We start from the raw sequence: 19,530 nt of genomic DNA on the forward strand, positions 1-19,530 counted from the left end.
GTTTACATGATAGAAAGTAAAGTTGTAGATTCTATTCCAACTTTGAATGAGAATGATTGTCAAATATGGTGGGCAAGAATTTCAGATTTACAATCATGGCATTACAATTTACTAAATAATATAGAGCGAGAGAAAGCAAATTCGTATCATCATTCGGCAGATCGAGCTCGTTTTATAATAGGTTGCGTAATTAGTAGATTAGTTCTCGGCAAGATACTTTCTATGTCACCAGTCCAAGTACCAATTGATCGAATGTGTTCCGTATGTAAATTGCAGCATGGAAGACCACAATTACCAGAAGGTATGCCGCAATTATCTGTTTCGCATTCAGGTGAGTGGGTTGTCGTTGCATTTACAAAATCTGCACCTGTTGGCATAGATGTAGAACAAATGAATCCAAATGTAGATGTTATGAAAATGGCAGAAGGTGTATTAACAGAGATTGAAATAGCACAAGTTATGAAACTGCCAAATGAACAGAAAATAGAAGGTTTTTTAACATATTGGACTCGAAAAGAAGCGGTGTTGAAAGCGACAGGTGAAGGACTAATGATTCCACCAGTACATATTACAGTATCAGCTCCAAATAATCCTCCAAGATTGTTAGTTTTTAAGGATAAGCAAGAGTTGGCAAATAATACAATGATGGAAGATGTAAGGCCTAGTTTAGATTATATGGCTTCTGTTGCAATATTCAGTAAGGAAGTGACTGAAATTACGCAATTAGACGCGGTAGCACTTTTAAATCTTAAATAAAAAATTATAGAAGAGGTGTTCCTCATGTTAGTGGCGGAAAATAGAAAGAATGAATTCACTTATAATATACAAGCAATTAAAAATATTTTATTTTCTGGAGATACATCATCCATTCACGCTTTAGAAAAGCTTTTAAATGATACAGTTCAGTTTGATGTTCTTGAACAAGAGGCACTTGGTAGACAGTACATTCCGAAAGAAGCAAAGAATTTCTTTGATAAAGATGGAACATTTCTTTACCGTGTATCTAATGTTAGTTATAAAGGTAAGGTTTTATCTGAAAATCTAATTTTTGCAGACACTTCGTTTTTACCGGACGCAATAAAGAGTGAATTAGAGAGTGGAAATATTCCTGTTGAAAAGCTTATAGAAAAGATGGAAGTAAGAAGAAACGTATTATATGAAGGATATCAGCCATCTGGAAATATTATCGAATTGTTTGATGGATGTTCTGTTACAGCGAATGTGTATCCAACTAGAAAGTATCAAATTGTAAGTAACTGCAAATGTGTATTTTATATTTGTGAAGTGTACCATGCAGAGAATATAAAGCAATTGCTTAAATGAAAACAAGAAACCAGCCTATAAAATGGCTGGTTTCTTGTTTATTTAACAGCTTCTTTTAATTCTTTACCTGCTTTAAATGCAGGAACTTTACCAGCTGCGATTTGAATTTCTTCGCCAGTTTGCGGATTACGTCCTGTACGAGCAGATCTTTCGCGCACTTCAAAAGTTCCAAATCCGATTAATTGAACTTTATCGCCAGATTGTAATGCATTAGCAATTGTGTCAAATACGGATTGTACAGCTGCAGAAGCGTCCTTTTGAGAAATATCAGCTGATTGTGCTACGTTTTTAATTAATTCTGTTTTGTTCATGTTTTCACCTCATAAAAAAATTTTTGGAATGAATGTTTTAGTATAATAGATAGTAAAGATAAAGCTATCACTATGATTAGAAAGAATACTATATAATTATGTTAATTTCGTTGCAAGAGACTGAATCCCTTCTATTATTTAGGGATTAATTAAGAATCGATGCATATAAAAAGCTTAAGTATGAGGATGAGGGGGAGTATAGGAATGATTTTTCGTGAAAAAAATGAGAAGGAAAGTATATTAATTCGTCAACATGATCATGGTTTTTTAGCTGGAGAGATTGCAAAGCATATAAAAGAGGACTTTTTTGAAGGTAAAACATATTTAAAAGAAACAGTTGATGCAATATATGAGCATGACAGAGGATGGATAGAGCTTGATAAAGTACCAATTTTGAATGATGCTAAAAATATTCCATATACATTTATGGATTGTCCAAGCCCATTACGTTTTGTTTTTTATACGATTGGTTTGAATGAAATTGAAAATTCTAATCCATACGGGGCATTGCTTTGCAGTAAACATTTTTTATCATTTCCACTAAACGAGGAAGATGAAGAGATGATGTCATTTTATAAACATGAATTAGAACGACAAAAAAGAATTTTGAAAACGTCAACAAAGGAACAGTTTGCGATGTTTGATAAACATTATAGATTATTAAAGTTTTGTGATGAACTTTCTTTATACGTATGTATGAATAAGCCTGGTGTAAAAAAGAAAGATGAAATTGATTTATTTAAAGATGGTTTTGAAGGAACAGAAATGTTTAATAGTAATGAGGAGAAACTTATTCAAGCTGAATGGGTAGACGAGGAAACAATTCGGATTACACCATTTCCATTTCAAACGGAATTTCATACGTATGTAAAATATAAAACGATAAATAAACAGGAAATGAAAGGAAAAGGGATTGCAAAGGCTGATAGAGAATCGGAAATGAAGAAACAAACCATTCGTTTCATACAATAAGGAGGTAATATAAATTGAAAGACTATATATTAAAACAGTGTGATTACCATGCTTGGGCTAATACTCGATTATTCAATCGATTAAAAGAGTTACCAAACTATGAGACAATTTTTAATGAGCAGATACAGAGTGTATTCCCATCCATTAAGGATACTTTTGTGCATATTTATATTACAGATCAAGTGTGGTTACACATATTGCATGGTAAAAGTATGAATGAAGCAATACAAGACCGAGAAGATTTACGAAAACAAATTGAAACTAAATCGTTACATGAATTAGAAAAAATGTTTGAAAACATGGCAAATCAATATAAAGACTTTTTAATTACAATACAAGACGTGAATGCTGTATTTGTTATTGAGAACCCATATGCAGGGGCATTAGAAACTTCAATTTTAGAGTTAGTACAACATGTCGTAAATCATGGTACATATCATAGAGGAAATATAACAGCGATGATTCGTCAACTTGGTCATTCGTCGACAATGATGGATTTTGTACTGTATTTACATATGGTTAAAAAGCAGGGAGAGTAATATAGTTTGTAAGAAGGAGAGGCTTTAATTATAGAAGTCTCTCCTTCTATTTTATTCCGCATTCATGGTAGATCGACTGATTAAAGTTTTCTTAAGAAGCTTTATTTTCTTGTAATTGCTTAGCGTATTGTACAGCCTTAAATGCATTGACTCTACCATTTTTCCAGTACGTACCTGTACCACTAATTTTATCAGAAGTTGACTCAATAATTTGGCGAATTTGTGTATTGCTATATCCTTGATTTGCTAAAAGAGCAGCGACTCCTGCAACATGAGGTGTTGCCATAGAAGTACCACTTAATGATTGATACGAGCTTCCTTTATAAGTGGAGTATATATTTGAACCTGGTGCTGCAACATCTACCCAGCTACCATAAGTAGAAAATGAAGATTTCTTATCTGCTTGATCTGTAGAAGCAACTGCAATTACTTCGCTGTAATAAGCAGGGTAATTAGCTTTTGTATTTCCAGCATTTCCAGCAGCTGCAACTATAACAGAGCCTTTATTCCATGCATATTGAACGGCTTGTTGTAATGCAGTACCACCATTTGGAGCTCCTAAACTTAAACTAATTACTTTTGCCCCCGAATCAGCAGCTTCTCGAATACCTTGCGCTACAGCATCAAGTGTACCACTTCCTTGATTATCTAATACGCGGACAGCATAAATTGAAGTTTGTGGGGCAACACCAGCAATTCCGACACTGTTATTCGTAAGGGCTCCAGTAATTCCAGCGCAATGTGTACCATGACCATTACCATCATCAGATGTATTGTCGTTATCAACATAATCATGCCCGTAAATTACTTTCAAAGCCAAATCAGGGTGTGACCCTTGAACTCCTGTATCAATAATAGCTACTTTTACACCAGGATCACTTCGTTGGCTATCCCAAGCTTGTGGAGCTTGAATCTTTTGCAATCCATATTGATTTTTAAAATATGGGTCGTTCGGAGTCCAAAAGGCGTGAACGTAATAATTCGGTTCTGCATATTCTACATCTGGATTATTTTTATAACTCTTTATTTTTTCTTTTACAGTACCTTTCGAAAATTGAACGACTTCAAAACCTAACTTATCATCTTTAGATAAGACATTAGCTCCGACAGATTTATGAAAAGATTGCACGTTACTTAAAGATGCATTTTGCTTGAACTTAACGATTAATTGGTTAGGAACGTAATCAGTAGATGATGTTTCAGCGCTTGAAGTATTCGTGTTAAAGAAGAAACCACCAATAATAAATGATAAAACAGATAGGAAAACAATGATTTTGTTTTTCAAAAGATTTTTCCTCCCTTTTCTTGGATAAGTTTTTCAGCGACGCTTTAATGTCGCATTCCTTTTCAACTATATAGTTAGACCATACGATTTATGTCATTTATGTGAAAAACTTTTAGTGGAATAAAAAAGGGAAAGATTGATATAAATATATTTTTAATGATATTTACTGAGTAAGAAAACAAAAAAAGGAATGCTCATTATGTATGAGTCATTCCTTTATTATTGATTAACTTGCCTGTTTTTTATGACTTTCTTTTAATTTCTCTGCTTGTAAAAAGCGATTCGTTTCAGCGACAACAATACTACTTAATCCAATTAGACCAATTAAGTTTGGAATTGCCATAAGTCCATTTGCAATATCCGCAAATGTCCATACGATGCCTAATTTTAAATTCGCACCAATAGCAATCATGATGATAAAGATTGCTTTATAATATTTAACAGCACTTTCTCCGAATAAATAAGCTACACATTTTTCTCCATAATACGACCAGCCTAAAATAGTAGAGTAGGCAAATAAAATAATTGCGATACCGAGAATCATACTACCAGCAGTACCGAATACAGATTGGAATGCAAGTGTTGTAGCTTCAACGCCAGTTTTACCTGATTTCCATGCACCTGTTGTAATTAATACAAGTCCTGTAATTGTACATACAATAAACGTATCTAGAAAAGTACCGGTCATAGAAACTAATGCTTGCTTTGCAGGTGAATCTGTTTTTGCAGCCGCCGCGGCAATAGGGGCACTCCCTAAACCAGCCTCGTTCGCAAATACACCGCGCGCCATTCCGATTTGAATAGCTGATGCAACTGTTGCTCCGATAAAACCACCAGCAGCTGCAGTACCAGTAAATGCACCAGAAAAAATAAGTGAAAATGCTTCTGGAATTTGATCGTAGTGATAGAAAATAATAATAAGGCCAGCAATGATATAAAAGAAAGCTTTAATAGGAACGATATATCCTGTCACTTTCCCGATTTTTTTAACTCCGCCTAAAATAACAATAGCGATTAAAAACGACATCAATATACCAGTTAGAGCAGGGGGGAAAGAGAAATTAATTCGCATTGCCTCTGCAACTGAGTTAGATTGCACCATATTACCGATACCGAAAGAAGCAGTTGTACCGAATATGGCGAATAAAACAGCAAGCCATTTCTTTCCTAAACCACGTTCTAAATAGTACATTGGTCCACCCGAATATTCGCCATTTTCATTACTAACACGGTATTTCACCGCAAGAATTGCTTCGGCATACTTTGTTGCCATCCCGAACAAAGCAGTAATCCACATCCAAAAGATTGCACCGGGACCACCGATTGTCACAGCTGTTGCAACACCAGCGATATTTCCCATACCAATCGTTGCCGCCATAGCTGTCATAAGCGCTTGGAAGTGGCTAATATCTCCAGAAGAAGATGTATCTTCTGATTTTTTAAAAGCTAGTTTGTGAGCGTATAATAGTTTACTAAACTGTAAACCTTTTAAACGCACTGTGAGAATGATACCAGTACCAACGAGTAACAACAACGTTGGTAGTCCCCACACATAGTGATTGATTTGTTCTAACACTTTACTTACTGTCTCCATCTGTATTCTCCTTTTTTAGAAAAAAATAAAAACCACTTCAAGTAAATGAAATGGTCTCTGGAGAAACAAGGGATAGAAAAATAAACCGATACAAATCGGCATTTTCTTTCGCTTGTCTCTGTCCTTTTACCTGAGAGATTATCCGCTATAGTAGCGGATTTGCTCCTTCGGTGCTCGTTTTCCTCTGCGCTATATAAAGCGAAAGGGAGTCTCTCCAGAGATTCGTCCCCATGCAGTTCTACTTGTAACCAAGACCTGAGAGTTTCAAAGTTGGTTTTACAACTTTTTGCCCCGTCGGTAGATCAATAGACCTTCTCCTGAATGGTTCATCCGAATTATAAAATTAATAACTTATACGCATTGAATGTGTATAGAATCAATAAAAACATTATAGTTATACAATTAATGAAATGCAATCATTTTTTTATTTTAAAATAGTAAAGAATGCTATTTTTTCAAAAGTCCTAATTTATCCTCAACTTCAGCTAAGGTGGATAAAGCGATGACAATAAGTTGATCGGCAAGTTCTAAAGAGTGTTTAGCATTTTCAATTATTTCATTAGCTGGAGTAGAGCTATTGGCTCCAGTTATAATCAAATCTGCTGCATTTTTCATGAAGTTAGATGCGGTTTTAAATTCAGTTGTGAAATAGGTTAGTTGCTTTTGTATATGTACTTCTACTATGTTTTCTTCAATTTGTAGGGTGTCAATTTCTTTTATGATTGTTTCATATTGCTTTGAAACAGAAATCATTGTACTTAATAGTTTAGTCCTGTCAACCGAATCTTCGTTTATATTAATATCCTCCCAAGCAGGCAACCAATCTTTCTCGATGATGTCATTATAATTTGTAGTTAACTCATCTATTTTAGGTTGCAGGTTAGTTTTGAATGTTTTTGTATCAATTGTTTCTACCGTGGCTTTTTTGTTATGATTTTTATCTATCATTGTGTAGAAAATCGTACTGGCAATAATAAAAATAGAAATTACAACTGACCATTTTTTTGAAAAAAAATTCCTCAATGAGTAACGCTTCCAAAATTTTAAAATCTATTAATTATAATATATAACAATAACAGTATTAATGATAGAGAATATAGTCTAGAATTGATTTTAATTATATTTTTTATATACATAAATAACTAAGATTAGTAAAATGATGAAAGTAATATGTGAGAAAAGAGGGTTTTCAGTGAAAATGAATAGAAAAAAACTAGTTTAAAATATTTCAATGGCTATGATATTAGTTGGCTTATTTGCACTCATATATCTGGACAAAGAATCTAAAATTAAAGGTTTTCCAGTACCAATGTCAGCAATTCATATTAACGATGATAAGGAAGAGGATTATCAATATATAAGTGTAATGCCAATTACAAAGGCGAGTGGATGGGAGAACTTAGGGGAAAACGGGCATACTGTTAGTTTTAAAAAGGGGGAGCGGAAGGTAACTGTATTACATTATCCAGGAGAAATTACGTATTATTTGTTTGAAAAATAATTGATGATAAAAGAGATAGGGAGTAGATGATAATGTAAGATTGTTTACTTTCTATCTTTTTTGGATTTTAATTCTGAATTGTTTGAATTAAAATTATTATGCGTATAGTATAAAATAATATGTTTTATTGAATGATATAGATAATCGGTAATACATAATAATGTTATGTAAACTATAATCGGGGTAAGAAAGCAAAGCAAGAGATTTTAATTTTTATATTTTAGATGTATTTTTACACAGTAAGTATTCCAATAATCAACTTACAACATTTACGGAGGGCATCAAACTTTGAATAAGTAATGGAGTTGATAACAAAATAAATTAACGTTTGTGTATATGGAAAAATAGAAAGTATGGCGAGTGGGAAATGGATCGGATCATAGGGGGGAATTAAAAATGTTACTAAAAACAATCTACTGTAAAGTGGAAGAAGAGAAAAAAGAATTATTTTCAAGTGCGCAAGAAAAATGGCGTGATATACAGCACCTAGATGGTTTTCATGGACAATTTGGTGGATGGAATGAAGATGAGGCATGTGTATTTACTTTATGGGAAGATAGAAGTGTATATCAATCATTTATGAATGCTTCTCACGATACAATTTATTTAAATAGTAATCAAGAGGATACGTTTCTTTCATGTGAAATTGAATTATTTCAAACGTTGTATGATATAACTGATATGCATTTGGAAGATATTGTAATAGAGGGAGCGTTCGTAAGAGTTGCTATATGTGATGTAAAGTTGGAAAAGGAAAAGCATTTTTTACATAAGCAAGAAACAATTTGGAATAAAGGAATGGAAAAAGCAAAAGGAATGCTAGGTGGAGTAGTTGGGAAGTCTTTAAAAAATGAAAATCGTTACATAGTGTTAACGTATTGGAAAGATGAAATAGCGCACCAACATTATGTGGAAGAGATTTTCCCAGATTTATATAAATTAGCTAATATTCATGAAGATATAGAAGAGATAAAAGGAAAACAAGCTGTATGTAAGGAAGAATGGCTTGTATATTAAACGCTGAAAAAGTGCATAAATGATTGTATAATAACGATATTTTCTTATAAACAAGTAATTAATAGAAGACGTTATATACCCTTTCATGTTAATATATTTAAGTTATAATAGGAGGCTTACCCTTTTGTATTGTACGGTAGAAGCAGTGTGAGCTTGAAATTTTTTTTAGAAAAGGATGTGCCTAATTTGCGTATCAATAAATTTATTAGTGAAGCTGGAAAAGCGTCTCGACGTGGAGCGGATAAACTAATTAATGAGAGAAGAGTAATTATTAACGGTAAGGTTGCAAAAATTGGTGACCAAGTAAATCCAGGTGATGATGTACGAGTAAATGGAGAGCAGCTTCGAATTGCTCGAGATCACGTATATATCGCTTTAAATAAACCAGTAGGTATTACATGTACGAGTGAAAAAGCTGTAAAAGGTAACATTATCGATTTAGTGAACCATCCTTTACGAATTAGTCACATTGGACGTCTTGATAAAGACTCAGACGGTTTAATTTTGTTAACGAATGATGGTGATATCGTTAATGAAATTTTACGTGCTGAAAACAAACATGAGAAAGAATATATCGTTTCAGTAGATAAGCCAATTACTCCTGATTTCTTAGAGAAAATGGCAGCGGGTGTTAAAATTTTAGGAACAAAAACGCTTCCTTGTGAGATTACACAGCTATCAAAATATGAGTTCCAAATTATTTTAACCCAAGGGCTAAATCGCCAAATTCGCCGTATGTGTGAAGCTTTAGGTTATCAAGTATACACGTTAAAACGTACGAGAATTATGAATATCGAATTGAATAATTTACCAGTTGGACAGTGGAGAGATTTAACGAAGAAAGAGAAAAGACGTCTATTTGCAGACTTAAATTACGAACCACAAGATTGGTAAAATTGTGAAGTGAAACCAAAAAAATTTGGTTTCACTTTTTAAATTAAATAAATAATTTTTTAAACACTTGCAAAAATAAAATGAATAAGATATATTAAATAACAATAAATGGATGTTTTACAAAAAGCAAAGAAAAGGACACGAGTTATTTTACCCGGTTATACAGAGAAGGAAGGAAAGCTGAGAACTTCCTAACGCAGAAAAATAACTTACCACCTTAGAGCTGCACTAGGGAAATTAAGTATCTAGTGCCGTGTATGCGACGTTATCGCAAAAGAAGCCATTATGTTTTTTGTGATGGGAATCTGGGTGGAACCACGGATATAAGCATATTCGTCCCTATATTTAGGGATGAATATGCTTTTTTGCATTCAATTTCATAATAAGCGAAGAAAAGGACACGAGTTATTTTACCCGGTTATACAGAGAAGGAAGGAAAGCTGAGAACTTCCTAACGCAGAAAAATAACTTACCACCTTAGAGCTGCACTGGGGAAATTAAGTATCTAGTGCCGTATAAACGACGTTACCGTAAAAGAAGCCATTGTATGTTTACAATGGGAATCTGGGTGGAACCACGGGTATAAGCACGCTCGTCCCTATTTTAGGGATGAGTGTGCTTTTTATTATGAAATGGAGAGATGAAAAATGAAAGAACAAATGATTGAAATTAAATTTCCAGATGGTAGCGTGAAAGAATTTGTAAATGGAGTTACTTTAGAAGAAATTGCTGGATCCATTAGCAGTAGTTTGAAAAAGAAAGCAGTCGCGGGGAAAGTAAATGATGGATTATATGATTTACGCCGAAATATTGAAGAAAATGCGGAAGTGGAAATCATTACTATAGATTCAAATGAAGGTGTAGAAATTGCAAGACACTCTGCGGCACATATTTTAGCGCAAGCTGTAAAAAGATTGTATGGTGATATAAATCTTGGAGTAGGGCCTGTTATTGAAAATGGATTTTATTATGATATGGATCTTCCAAGTAGTGTAAACATAGAAGATTTACGAAAAATCGAAAAAGAAATGAAAAAGATTATAAATGAAAATATAAAGATAGAACGAGTTGAGGTTTCTCGAGAAGAAGCAGCTAAGCTGTTTCAAGAAATAGATGATAGTTTGAAATTAGAACTTTTAGAAGCAATTCCTAGTGGAGAAAGTGTAACACTATATAAACAAGGTGAATTTGTAGATTTATGTAGAGGACCACATTTACCATCTACAGGTTATTTGAAAGCATTTCAATTAACTCACGTTTCCGGTGCATATTGGCGAGGTGATAGTAATAACCAAGTGCTTCAGCGTATATATGGTGTTGCATTCTCTTCTCAAAAAGAATTAGAAGAGTATTTACATTTCGTTGAAGAAGCAGCAAAAAGAAATCATCGTAAGTTGGGAAGTGAGCTTGAGTTATTTATGTTTTCTGAAGAGGCTCCGGGAATGCCGTTTTATTTACCGAAAGGACAAATTATTCGAAACGAATTGGAAGCATTTTTAAGAGAAATTCAAAAAGAGTACAATTATCAAGAAGTACGCACTCCGTTCATGATGAACCAAGAAGTATGGGAGAGATCAGGGCACTGGGGACATTATAAAGATAATATGTATTTCTCTGAAGTAGATAATAAAAGTTTTGCATTAAAACCGATGAACTGCCCAGGGCACATGCTTATGTTTAAAAATAAATTGCATTCTTATCGTGAATTACCGATTCGTATGTGTGAATTTGGTCAAGTACATCGTCATGAATTTAGTGGTGCGTTAAACGGATTATTAAGAGTACGTACTTTCTGCCAAGATGATGCACATTTATTTGTAACTCCAAAACAAATTGAAGATGAAATTAAATCCGTAATGGCGCAAATTGATTACGTATATAAAACTTTTGGATTCGAATATGAAGTAGAGCTTTCTACTCGTCCAGAAGATTCAATGGGTGATGATAAATTATGGGAGCAAGCAGAAGCAGCATTAGAAAATGTATTACAATCGCTAAATTATAAATATAGACTAAATGAAGGTGACGGTGCATTTTACGGGCCGAAAATTGATTTTCATATTAAAGATGCTTTAAATAGAAGTCACCAGTGCGGAACAATCCAGCTTGATTTCCAAATGCCAGAGAAATTTGATTTAAATTATATAGATGAAAATAATGATAAGAAAAGACCAGTTGTTATTCACAGGGCAGTTTTAGGGTCATTAGATCGCTTCTTAGCAATATTAATTGAGCACTTTGGAGGTGCGTTCCCGGCATGGGTGGCACCAGTTCAAGTGAAAGTAGTTCCGGTTTCAAATGCAGTACATGAACAATATTGCAGTGAGGTTGCACATAAATTAGCACAAGCTGGAGTTCGTGTTGAACAGGATGCACGAGATGAAAAATTAGGATATAAAATAAGAGAAGCACAAATGCAAAAAGTACCGTATTTTCTTGTTATTGGGGATAAGGAAATGGAAAGCGGAGCTGTAAATGTACGTAAATATGGGGAAGAGAAGTCAGAAGTTGTTGCGCTAGATGTATTTGTGGCAAGGATTGAAGAGGAAATAAAGAATAGAGAATATTGATTGTAAAGAAAACACACTATTAAAAATTAGTGTGTTTTCTTTTTTATCTTACAAAAATGTAAGGTAAATGTAAGCGAAATCGAGGGAACGAGTTGTAGAAAAATGAGAATATGAAGTAGGAAATAGGTTCATGTTACGGATGTAACTCTTATTGAATGCATAATTAAAAAATTCTTAAGAATTCACATGACAAAATAATAAGAAATATGTGAGAAATTGATTTTATACAAAAGGGATGGAGTGAAAGAGATGTCAACAAATGTAGTTACTGTAGAAAGTGTAGAAAAAACGTATGGGAAAAGAAATGAGAATCAGTCAAAAGCATTAAGGGGCGTATCGTTAAGTATTAAAGAAGGAGAATTTGTCGGGATTATGGGGCCTTCTGGATCTGGAAAAACGACTTTACTTAATGTGATAAGTACACTTGACCAGGCGACAGGTGGTAGTGTGACGATAGCTGGAACAAATATTACTTCTATGAAAGGTAATGCATTATCAGATTTTCGATCTCAAAAATTAGGTTTTATCTTTCAAGATTTTAACTTACTAGAAAATTTATCAATTTATGAAAATATCGCTTTACCACTTTCTTTGCAAGGCGTACCGTCCAGTGAGATTACTGGAAAGGTAAATGACGTTGCAAAAAAATTAGGCATCACTGAAATTTTAACAAAATATCCGACTGCTGTTTCTGGAGGACAAAAACAAAGAACAGCGGCGGCAAGAGCTTTAGTACATAATCCGGCAATTGTATTAGCAGATGAACCGACAGGAGCGCTTGATAGTAAAAACGCAAAAAGTTTATTAGAAGCGATGCAAGATTTACATGAAAATCATAATGTAAGTATTTTAATGGTTACACACGATGCATTTAGTGCAAGTTATTGTGAGCGTATTTTATTTATTCAAGATGGTCTTCTTTATAAAGAATTAAATCGTCAAGGCACTCGAGAGAATTTCTATCAAGACATTTTAGGTGTGCTCGCTCATATGGGCTCAGCTGCTGAGTCTAAGTAGGGGGCGAAACTATGTTATTTAAATTATCACGTCATAGTATGAAAAAGATGTTAAAAGATTATATGGTTTTACTTATTGGTCTCGTTATTAGTATTAGTATTTTCTACATGTTCCAAACGATGGCGATGAATAGTGAATTTACGAAAGATAATAGCCTAATTAGTAGTATTAGACTCGTCTTTTGGGTAGGTGCAATACTATTATCTTTCATTACTGTATTTTATATTATATATGCCAACTCTTTCTTGCTCACGTTAAGAAGAAAAGAACTCGGTATGTACATGATGCTTGGTGCGAAAAAGAAAAAAGTAGCACAGTTATTATTTATTGAAACATTCGGTATGGGGATTGTAAGTATTATTATCGGTATTGTAGTAGGGATGTTACTTGCAAGTGTAGCAGGAAACTTTTTAATGAATGGAATGGAAATTTCAGCAAAAGGTAGTTACGCATCTGTATACACACCAGCAATTTTAGTTACAGCTATTTTCTTCTTAATACTATTTTTCATTACTGGCTTAATGAACAGCGTCCGATTGTTACGTAAAACTGAACTAGAGTTAATTCGTGAAGATGAAACACTAGATGAAGTGAAGAAAAGTAAAACTCGCATTATTATAATGACAGTACTTGGTGTATTACTGGTAAGTACAGGGTACTATTTTATGATCAATGTAAAAATATATGCTGAATTAGGTTTTATTATAGCAACCATCGTTACAACACTTGGCACATATTTTATCTTTAGTTCATTACTCCCATTTTTTGTGATGAAAATTAAAGGGAATAAAAAACGAAATGAAATTGGTCTAAATAGTTTTACATATGCACAGCTACGCTTTCGAGTAAATAGTTTATCCAGAGTATTAGGTACTGTAGCGATGTTAATTGCATTAGGAGCAGGTGCGATGACTGCAGGTATGGCGTTCCAAAAAAATGTAGGTATTATGACAGACTTTTCTCGTGTATATGATGTTGTAATTCATGATCCGAATGATCAAGACAAAGCGGCCTTGAAAGAAATGGAAATTGTTGAAGAGAGCAATTACAAATATAAAGTAGATGGAGAAGCGATTTATTATTTACGTAACGACTTAACTGCGAAACCACCACTTGTTTCAGACCATTTTGATACAAAAACTTTAAAAGAGCCTGTTCGTAAACGTGTGACTGAACCTTTAACTGAACCTGTATATTCAGCTTTAGAGGCTCCTGAATTAGCAAAATTCCCTCAAATGCCAAAGGATTGGGAAGACGCAGTTGTAAGAGAGATACAAATTACGCATAATCAATTTAGCGGAAAACCAGTAAGAATTGCAGACGAAGAGCATTATAAAGGGATTCAAGGAACAGAACACACTGTAACATTAGCAAAAGTAGATGATATGAAAAAATATAAACCGTTATTGATCGAAATAGACAAGAGACAAAAAGAACAAATTGAAAAAGCAACAGGTGCAAAGGTAGACTTATTTACGAAAATGACAATTTATCAGTTTATGAACAGCTTCATGAGCGGAACAATGTTTATGGGATTTTTCCTCGGAATTGCCTTTTTAGCAATGATGGCGAGTTCCCTTATGTTCAAAATATTAACAGGTGCTTCTCGTGATGTACGCCGTTATGAAATGTTACGAAAAATCGGCGTAAGACGTAGTATGTTAACGAAAAGTATATATAAAGAAATTTCATATTTATTTATCTTCCCAGCAATCATTGGCATCTCTCACGTTTTAGTGGGGCTTAACTTATTCAGCTTTATATTAGTTGATCCGTTTGTAAAAGTGTGGGTGCCAATAGGAATCTTCTTAGTCATTTATTTCATCTATTACTGGATAACTGTTCAACTTTATAAAGGGATGGTAATGCCGAAAGAAGAGGTAGCTAAATAGTTTATGAAAAGAGTCCTTGTTTTGAAAATAGGGCTCTTTTTATGTTTTTTATAAAGAAGGAAAAGATTGATAATGGTCGAAAAACATAATGTTATTTCCAATAAATTACTAAAATGATAATGTTTTATTAAGAGAAACGACCCGAAGTATGAAAGAAATGCTACAGTTATTTCGAAACAAAGTGTATGCACGTTTTTTCTAGGGAATATTTTAAAGCGACTTAGTTCTATGATTGCTGGAATTATTCTTTCTATAGAGAGATAGAAAGAATAAAAAAGATAGCTGAAGACAAATTGTTTTCAGCTATCTTTTTTGTTTAATTTAGTGATGTCCAGCTAGTAGAGTAAACGCTATTATTAGGAGAAAACCACTAGTTGCCCACATTAGAAATGTAAGGAAAGAGAGCTGTTTCTTAGCTTTCCAAAGCATTTCATGAATTGTGACATATCCAAGTGAACCAATAGCACTTCCCATAATGAGGCCTTGCAGGTGAAGAGCTTTTCCTTCCATCAAAATTCCAAAAACCGTACCAGTACCGAGAATAAGAGAAAGTAATAAAGTCGTTAATAAAAAGGAAATATATTTATGCTTTGTAAAAAGAAATGGAATAATTAAAGCTAATCCTTCTGGAATATGGTGCACGACGATTGCTATTAAAAAGGGAATGGCAGAGTCATTATGATTTATAAAAGCTGTACCTAACGCAAATCCACTAGGTATATTATGAATAAATATAGCGAAAGAGAGAAAAAGGAAGGTTTGCCATGCTTGTTGATCTTTTTTATGTATCATTGGATGATGACAATAGTTATCTAATAAGCTCATAACTAAAATACCGATGGCTATACCAAGTATAGGCCCAATTATTTCATAGCTTGAAAATGTTTCAGGGATAATTTCAAGTGATAATAACCCGAATAAAATACCACCACATAATGCGTATAAACGATGCATCTTTTCTTCAATGAGTTGGCGTGTTGCTACTCCAACAGCACCACCTAACAGTAATCCACCGAACGAAAAAAATGTTACAATCATTGGGATCCATAAACGTTCCATAGTATCACACTCCGATTCTATTCCCTTATTTTTAGCTTACGAAAAATTAAGTTGGATTAGTCCAAGTAATTGTGTTTGAGTATAGAGAAAAAAGTAGTGATTCGTTATAATTTATATATTAAATTTAAGTGAGAAAACGAAAAGGGGAATTGGTTATGCAACAAATTAAAAAAATAGGAAACTCATTTTGGTATATGACACCAGTTTCTGAAACGGATAGACCTATATTAGGAATGGTTGTTGGAAAAGAAAAAACTTTAATGATTGATGCAGGGAATTCAGAAGAACATGCACAATTATTTTTAGAAATGTTAAAAGAACAAAATGTATCGAATCCTGATTTTGTAGCACTAACGCATTGGCATTGGGATCATATTTTTGGATTATCTGTATTACGGAATGCATTAACTATTTCGCACGCTGAAACGAAAAAAGAAATGCAGGCAATAGTATCTTATGAATGGACAGATGAAGCGTTGGACGCACGCGTAAAAGAGGGTACTGAAATTGAATTTTGTGCGGATTGCATCAAGAAAGAGTTTGAAGAAAAAGCGAGAAATATTAACATTATTCCTCCAACCTTAACGTTCCAGGATCAAATGGAATTAGACCTTGGTGAAGTGACCTGCGTGTTAAAACATGTGGGCGGAGATCATGCACATGATTCTGTTGTTATGTACATAAAAGAAGAAAAGATATTGTTTTTAGGAGACTGTATATATGCAGATATTTTTTCTTCGAAGTGGAACTATACGACGAAAAGAACGTTTAAATTGATAGATGAATTAGAGAAATTTGATGCTGAGACATATATTCTTTCTCATGGGGAAGCGATAAATCGAGAGGAGTTTTTACAAGAGATTCGTATGTTAAAAACAGTAGGAACTTATACAGAAATTCATAAAGGCGATGAAGAGAAGATAAAGGCAGTGTATAAACAAGAACTAGATAGAGAATTAAATGAAGATGAGTTAGAAACAATAACGTATTTTGTCAATGGTTATGAAATGAATAATCAATAAGACACTACATTAATCCAATATAATTAAATTGCACAAAAAGAGTATTGAAATTTAATTCAATACTCTTTTCAATAGTTAAATATGTAGTTTCAACTAAATTCTAAATATAGGGGTTCATCGTCTGAAGTGATTTTATTCTATTTATTTTTCGTATAGATAGTGGTTCAAGTAGAAGCTTTCTTTGCTAATTCAGTAATATATTCAAAGAATACATCACGTTTTACATCATAAACGACATTTACAGGTCGTCCATCAGCAGTTTCCTCTGTACGCCCCTGGCTTGGTCCATATGTATGAACGATACTATTAATCGTTTCAGTTTTTGCAAGGCTAGTGTTTCCGACAAGCGCGGTAGTTAGTACATCCCATAAATAATAAGTAGAGTTCGTTGAGAAGTGAACGAGAGGGGGGACCATTGCATAACATTGACCAAGGAAATCAACACCAATATACTTTCTCTCTTTTGCCCACTGTTCACGTATGTTTATAGTTAACGGAACTTGGTTTGTACTTTCTAGTGTCACTAAGTCGATTTTAATTTTTGCATCCCATACACGAGCCACTGCTTCAGGGTCCCAAAACGAATTCCACTCAGCTGTTCCATCATGCTCTGGTTCATGTACATTGCCTGCTGTAAGAAATGTACCACCCATCCAAACGAGACGTTCAATTTTATCTTCGATTATGGGAGCTTCATATAATGCACGAGCAAGGTCAGTTAGGGGCCCAGTAAATAATAAAGTTGTTTTTCCTTCCGTTTGTAGAAGCGTTTCTATTAAATGATGATGCGCGGGTTTTGCCACCACGGGTGTTACAACTTTTCCAGACTCATTTAAAATTGGTAGAGCATCTACATAAAATGCATGCATCCGCCAGTCTTTTGGAAACGGGTTTTGCCCGCGAGAGTTTGAAGCGGCTACTGCAATATTACCTTTGCCGAAGCGATCGATAATTTTACGACTGGCAGACATTGCGGGTTCTAAATAGCAGTCTGCTGGGATAACAGATACACCGGTAAGCTCAACGTTTTCCATTTGAAGTAATAAAAATAATGAAATTAAATCATCTACGCCGCCATCATGATTGAAGTACACTTTTTTCTTCATTGTAATCTCCATCCTATATGATTTAGTTAGAAATTAAATATGAATTGAGGAGAAGTCATCAATAATTTCCACCACTTCAATTTCTCCATTAATCAGTAGCTCAGGAAGTTCATTTCTAATATTTCCTTTCCAATACTCTCTAGCTTGTTCGATTTTTTGAGAAAAAGGAATACCATCTTCTTTTGGTAAAAGATTCCCGTCACCTTCAAAAGAACTTCCGATTACTTGTAGTTTAACAATCTGTAAAACTTCTCGATTGTAAGAATCAAATAATGCTTTCCATTTTAAAGCATCTTCATAGCTTTTTGCAGCGTATAAACAAGATAATCTGGAAGGATATTCAGGGAATTCTTGTAGTCTAACCATTTCTACAATTGTTTCTCTAGCTGCTCTAATTGTTTGATCCATATAACTCATGACTACTTTAGCATTTTCATTATTTATATGTAATTCGTTATTTTTATAGTGTTTATTTAAAATTTGTATGCCATCTTCACCATTAGCATTTAATTGTTCTCTTTCAAAAAAGAAGTGATATAGAGTATTGTGTTGATTTTTGTTAAAAGGAATGATTTGTCCGATATGCATTTTTTTCTTTGTTACGATATGATATACGAAAAATCCTTGTTCATTCATGGTTATCCTCCTAGTAATAATGTAATGCAATGTTAAATTTAGTAATTCAACATTGAAATATATAAAACCTTTATAAGTAAAAGTGAGAATTTGAGTTGAAAGTAAAGAAAATACATGAAAACGTTTTAAATTTGTTCACAAAATGTTCACTTACGAAGGGGGTTTCAATATCGATATAATGACAAAGACTCAAAGAGAAAGGATGATGAATTTTGCCAACAACAAGAAAAGAAAACCTCCAATTTGGTATGATGATGTGCCTTGGGATGGTTATCGTAATGACGTTTTACAATTTACTAATGAATGAAACAGGAGGACCAATTTATATTAAAGAGATTGCATTAGAACTATTAATTGGCTTTATTATTGCGCTATTAATTGAAATATGTATCGTTGGACCTTGTGCGAAAAAAATTGTATTCATGTTGCCATTTGATAAATCTAAGAAAATAAATATTATCGTTGCGATGGCGACAACTATGGTAATCGGAATGGTGTTCTTTATGTCATTTTTCGGTATGGCTATGATGCATTTACATGGTGGACTACAAGGAGCTTCATTTGTTTCAATTTATTTTTCGATTTTTATTAAAAATTTCATAATGGCATATCCATTACAATTAATTATTATGGGACCGCTTGTACGTTTCTTATTTGCAAAGTTTGTTATGAAAAAGAAATCTTTTAATGTAGCGTAATTCAAATTTATAAAATTTTATATATAAATAATAAAGATAAACACATCTCGCATTTTTGAGGTGTGTTTTTTGTTCATTCCAAGTTATTTTCATA

General features: G+C 33.5%; 19 protein-coding genes, 1 pseudogene, 1 riboswitch and 2 other annotated features. Of the genes and pseudogenes, 13 read left to right on the plus strand and 7 right to left on the minus strand.

Annotated elements, in window-relative coordinates:
* Window positions 1-6 precede the first annotated feature (6 nt).
* Together sfp and DOS87_RS11455 are read left to right on the plus strand one after the other, a co-directional pair.
* Window positions 7-756 carry a 4'-phosphopantetheinyl transferase Sfp gene (sfp, locus tag DOS87_RS11450; RefSeq protein ID WP_000573015.1) on the plus strand — a complete coding sequence of 250 codons (750 nt, stop codon included), beginning with the start codon at window positions 7-9 and terminating at the stop codon, window positions 754-756.
* A 24-nt stretch (window positions 757-780) separates the two neighbouring features.
* Window positions 781-1,323 (plus strand): hypothetical protein, encoded by a 543-nt coding sequence (locus DOS87_RS11455; protein WP_000959120.1) that lies wholly within the window; start codon window positions 781-783, stop codon window positions 1,321-1,323.
* 38 nt (window positions 1,324-1,361) lie between these two features.
* On the opposite strand, the gene DOS87_RS11460 is transcribed toward DOS87_RS11455, so the two are convergent.
* Complete coding sequence (locus DOS87_RS11460; protein WP_001043905.1) at window positions 1,362-1,634, minus strand: HU family DNA-binding protein; 273 nt, start codon at window positions 1,632-1,634, stop codon at window positions 1,362-1,364.
* A 204-nt stretch (window positions 1,635-1,838) separates the two neighbouring features.
* Between DOS87_RS11460 and DOS87_RS11465 the strand changes: the two genes are divergently transcribed.
* Window positions 1,839-2,606, plus strand: coding sequence for a DUF3891 family protein (locus DOS87_RS11465; protein ID WP_000577289.1), 768 nt, complete (start codon window positions 1,839-1,841; stop codon window positions 2,604-2,606).
* Between the two features lie 14 nt (window positions 2,607-2,620).
* Window positions 2,621-3,145, plus strand: a complete 525-nt coding sequence (locus DOS87_RS11470; protein WP_000656265.1) for a DinB family protein — start codon at window positions 2,621-2,623, stop codon at window positions 3,143-3,145.
* 91 nt (window positions 3,146-3,236) lie between these two features.
* On the opposite strand, the gene DOS87_RS11475 is transcribed toward DOS87_RS11470, so the two are convergent.
* The 3 genes from DOS87_RS11475 to DOS87_RS11485 all read right to left on the minus strand — a co-directional run bounded on the left by DOS87_RS11475 (window position 3,237) and on the right by DOS87_RS11485 (window position 7,047).
* On the minus strand, window positions 3,237-4,430 hold the full coding sequence (locus tag DOS87_RS11475; protein WP_098578624.1) for a S8 family peptidase: 1,194 nt from the start codon (window positions 4,428-4,430) through the stop codon (window positions 3,237-3,239).
* Between the two features lie 226 nt (window positions 4,431-4,656).
* The gene (locus DOS87_RS11480) at window positions 4,657-6,024 is read right to left on the minus strand and encodes an alanine/glycine:cation symporter family protein (RefSeq protein WP_000451017.1); all 1,368 of its coding nucleotides are present in this window, start codon (window positions 6,022-6,024) and stop codon (window positions 4,657-4,659) included.
* A gap of 108 nt (window positions 6,025-6,132) precedes the next feature.
* A riboswitch (glycine riboswitch) is annotated at window positions 6,133-6,252 on the minus strand.
* Window positions 6,253-6,471: 219 nt separating this feature from the next.
* Window positions 6,472-7,047: a hypothetical protein gene (locus tag DOS87_RS11485; protein ID WP_001243468.1), complete on the minus strand. Its 576-nt coding sequence runs from the start codon at window positions 7,045-7,047 to the stop codon at window positions 6,472-6,474.
* A gap of 208 nt (window positions 7,048-7,255) precedes the next feature.
* Between DOS87_RS11485 and DOS87_RS11490 the strand changes: the two genes are divergently transcribed.
* The 7 genes and pseudogenes from DOS87_RS11490 to DOS87_RS11520 all read left to right on the plus strand — a co-directional run.
* Entirely contained in the window at window positions 7,256-7,525 is a 270-nt protein-coding gene (locus DOS87_RS11490) for a hypothetical protein (RefSeq protein WP_098578625.1), read from the plus strand.
* A gap of 396 nt (window positions 7,526-7,921) precedes the next feature.
* Window positions 7,922-8,542 carry a YdbC family protein gene (locus DOS87_RS11495; protein WP_000925175.1) on the plus strand — a complete coding sequence of 207 codons (621 nt, stop codon included), beginning with the start codon at window positions 7,922-7,924 and terminating at the stop codon, window positions 8,540-8,542.
* Between the two features lie 186 nt (window positions 8,543-8,728).
* A complete protein-coding gene (rluF, locus tag DOS87_RS11500) occupies window positions 8,729-9,436 on the plus strand; it encodes a 23S rRNA pseudouridine(2604) synthase RluF (protein WP_001222160.1) in 708 nt (235 codons plus the stop codon).
* A gap of 120 nt (window positions 9,437-9,556) precedes the next feature.
* Window positions 9,557-9,780 (plus strand) — a binding site (T-box leader).
* Window positions 9,781-9,816: 36 nt separating this feature from the next.
* Window positions 9,817-10,039, plus strand: a binding site (T-box leader).
* Between the two features lie 44 nt (window positions 10,040-10,083).
* Window positions 10,084-12,006 carry a threonine--tRNA ligase gene (gene thrS / locus DOS87_RS11505; RefSeq protein ID WP_079245499.1) on the plus strand — a complete coding sequence of 641 codons (1,923 nt, stop codon included), beginning with the start codon at window positions 10,084-10,086 and terminating at the stop codon, window positions 12,004-12,006.
* Window positions 12,007-12,255: 249 nt separating this feature from the next.
* Window positions 12,256-13,023: an ABC transporter ATP-binding protein gene (locus tag DOS87_RS11510; protein ID WP_000106426.1), complete on the plus strand. Its 768-nt coding sequence runs from the start codon at window positions 12,256-12,258 to the stop codon at window positions 13,021-13,023.
* 11 nt (window positions 13,024-13,034) lie between these two features.
* Entirely contained in the window at window positions 13,035-14,915 is a 1,881-nt protein-coding gene (locus DOS87_RS11515; protein WP_098578626.1) for an FtsX-like permease family protein, read from the plus strand.
* Window positions 14,916-15,063: 148 nt separating this feature from the next.
* A pseudogene (locus DOS87_RS11520) lies at window positions 15,064-15,164 on the plus strand (MFS transporter); the annotation flags it as partial.
* Between the two features lie 72 nt (window positions 15,165-15,236).
* Here DOS87_RS11520 and DOS87_RS11525 read toward each other — a convergent pair.
* Window positions 15,237-15,974, minus strand: a complete 738-nt coding sequence (locus tag DOS87_RS11525; RefSeq protein ID WP_000440612.1) for a ZIP family metal transporter — start codon at window positions 15,972-15,974, stop codon at window positions 15,237-15,239.
* A gap of 155 nt (window positions 15,975-16,129) precedes the next feature.
* Between DOS87_RS11525 and DOS87_RS11530 the strand changes: the two genes are divergently transcribed.
* Window positions 16,130-16,996 carry an MBL fold metallo-hydrolase gene (locus DOS87_RS11530; RefSeq protein ID WP_001184095.1) on the plus strand — a complete coding sequence of 289 codons (867 nt, stop codon included), beginning with the start codon at window positions 16,130-16,132 and terminating at the stop codon, window positions 16,994-16,996.
* Between the two features lie 164 nt (window positions 16,997-17,160).
* On the opposite strand, the gene DOS87_RS11535 is transcribed toward DOS87_RS11530, so the two are convergent.
* Window positions 17,161-18,114 (minus strand): nucleoside hydrolase, encoded by a 954-nt coding sequence (locus DOS87_RS11535; RefSeq protein WP_003261685.1) that lies wholly within the window; start codon window positions 18,112-18,114, stop codon window positions 17,161-17,163.
* A gap of 21 nt (window positions 18,115-18,135) precedes the next feature.
* A complete protein-coding gene (locus DOS87_RS11540; RefSeq protein ID WP_001005235.1) occupies window positions 18,136-18,738 on the minus strand; it encodes a DUF2441 domain-containing protein in 603 nt (200 codons plus the stop codon).
* A 212-nt stretch (window positions 18,739-18,950) separates the two neighbouring features.
* On the opposite strand from DOS87_RS11540, the gene DOS87_RS11545 reads away from it, so the two are divergent.
* Window positions 18,951-19,436 carry a DUF2798 domain-containing protein gene (locus DOS87_RS11545; protein ID WP_001143403.1) on the plus strand — a complete coding sequence of 162 codons (486 nt, stop codon included), beginning with the start codon at window positions 18,951-18,953 and terminating at the stop codon, window positions 19,434-19,436.
* Window positions 19,437-19,530 lie beyond the last annotated feature (94 nt).

Origin of the sequence: Bacillus sp. CR71, assembly GCF_003429245.1 — a bacterium.
Taxonomy (GTDB): domain Bacteria; phylum Bacillota; class Bacilli; order Bacillales; family Bacillaceae_G; genus Bacillus_A; species Bacillus_A thuringiensis_S.

What these genes read in the sequence shown, in the direction of transcription:
- DOS87_RS11535 (WP_003261685.1), bottom strand. Translation starts at nt 18,114, where the DNA reads ATGGAGATTACAATGAAGAAAAAAGTGTACTTCAATCATGATGGCGGC.
- sfp (WP_000573015.1), top strand. Translation starts at nt 7, where the DNA reads ATGATAGAAAGTAAAGTTGTAGATTCTATTCCAACTTTGAATGAGAAT.
- thrS (WP_079245499.1), top strand. Translation starts at nt 10,084, where the DNA reads ATGAAAGAACAAATGATTGAAATTAAATTTCCAGATGGTAGCGTGAAA.
- DOS87_RS11480 (WP_000451017.1), bottom strand. Translation starts at nt 6,024, where the DNA reads ATGGAGACAGTAAGTAAAGTGTTAGAACAAATCAATCACTATGTGTGG.
- DOS87_RS11465 (WP_000577289.1), top strand. Translation starts at nt 1,839, where the DNA reads ATGATTTTTCGTGAAAAAAATGAGAAGGAAAGTATATTAATTCGTCAA.
- DOS87_RS11515 (WP_098578626.1), top strand. Translation starts at nt 13,035, where the DNA reads ATGTTATTTAAATTATCACGTCATAGTATGAAAAAGATGTTAAAAGAT.
- DOS87_RS11525 (WP_000440612.1), bottom strand. Translation starts at nt 15,974, where the DNA reads ATGGAACGTTTATGGATCCCAATGATTGTAACATTTTTTTCGTTCGGT.
- DOS87_RS11540 (WP_001005235.1), bottom strand. Translation starts at nt 18,738, where the DNA reads ATGAATGAACAAGGATTTTTCGTATATCATATCGTAACAAAGAAAAAA.
- DOS87_RS11510 (WP_000106426.1), top strand. Translation starts at nt 12,256, where the DNA reads ATGTCAACAAATGTAGTTACTGTAGAAAGTGTAGAAAAAACGTATGGG.
- DOS87_RS11495 (WP_000925175.1), top strand. Translation starts at nt 7,922, where the DNA reads ATGTTACTAAAAACAATCTACTGTAAAGTGGAAGAAGAGAAAAAAGAA.
- DOS87_RS11460 (WP_001043905.1), bottom strand. Translation starts at nt 1,634, where the DNA reads ATGAACAAAACAGAATTAATTAAAAACGTAGCACAATCAGCTGATATT.
- DOS87_RS11490 (WP_098578625.1), top strand. Translation starts at nt 7,256, where the DNA reads ATGGCTATGATATTAGTTGGCTTATTTGCACTCATATATCTGGACAAA.
- DOS87_RS11455 (WP_000959120.1), top strand. Translation starts at nt 781, where the DNA reads ATGTTAGTGGCGGAAAATAGAAAGAATGAATTCACTTATAATATACAA.
- DOS87_RS11530 (WP_001184095.1), top strand. Translation starts at nt 16,130, where the DNA reads ATGCAACAAATTAAAAAAATAGGAAACTCATTTTGGTATATGACACCA.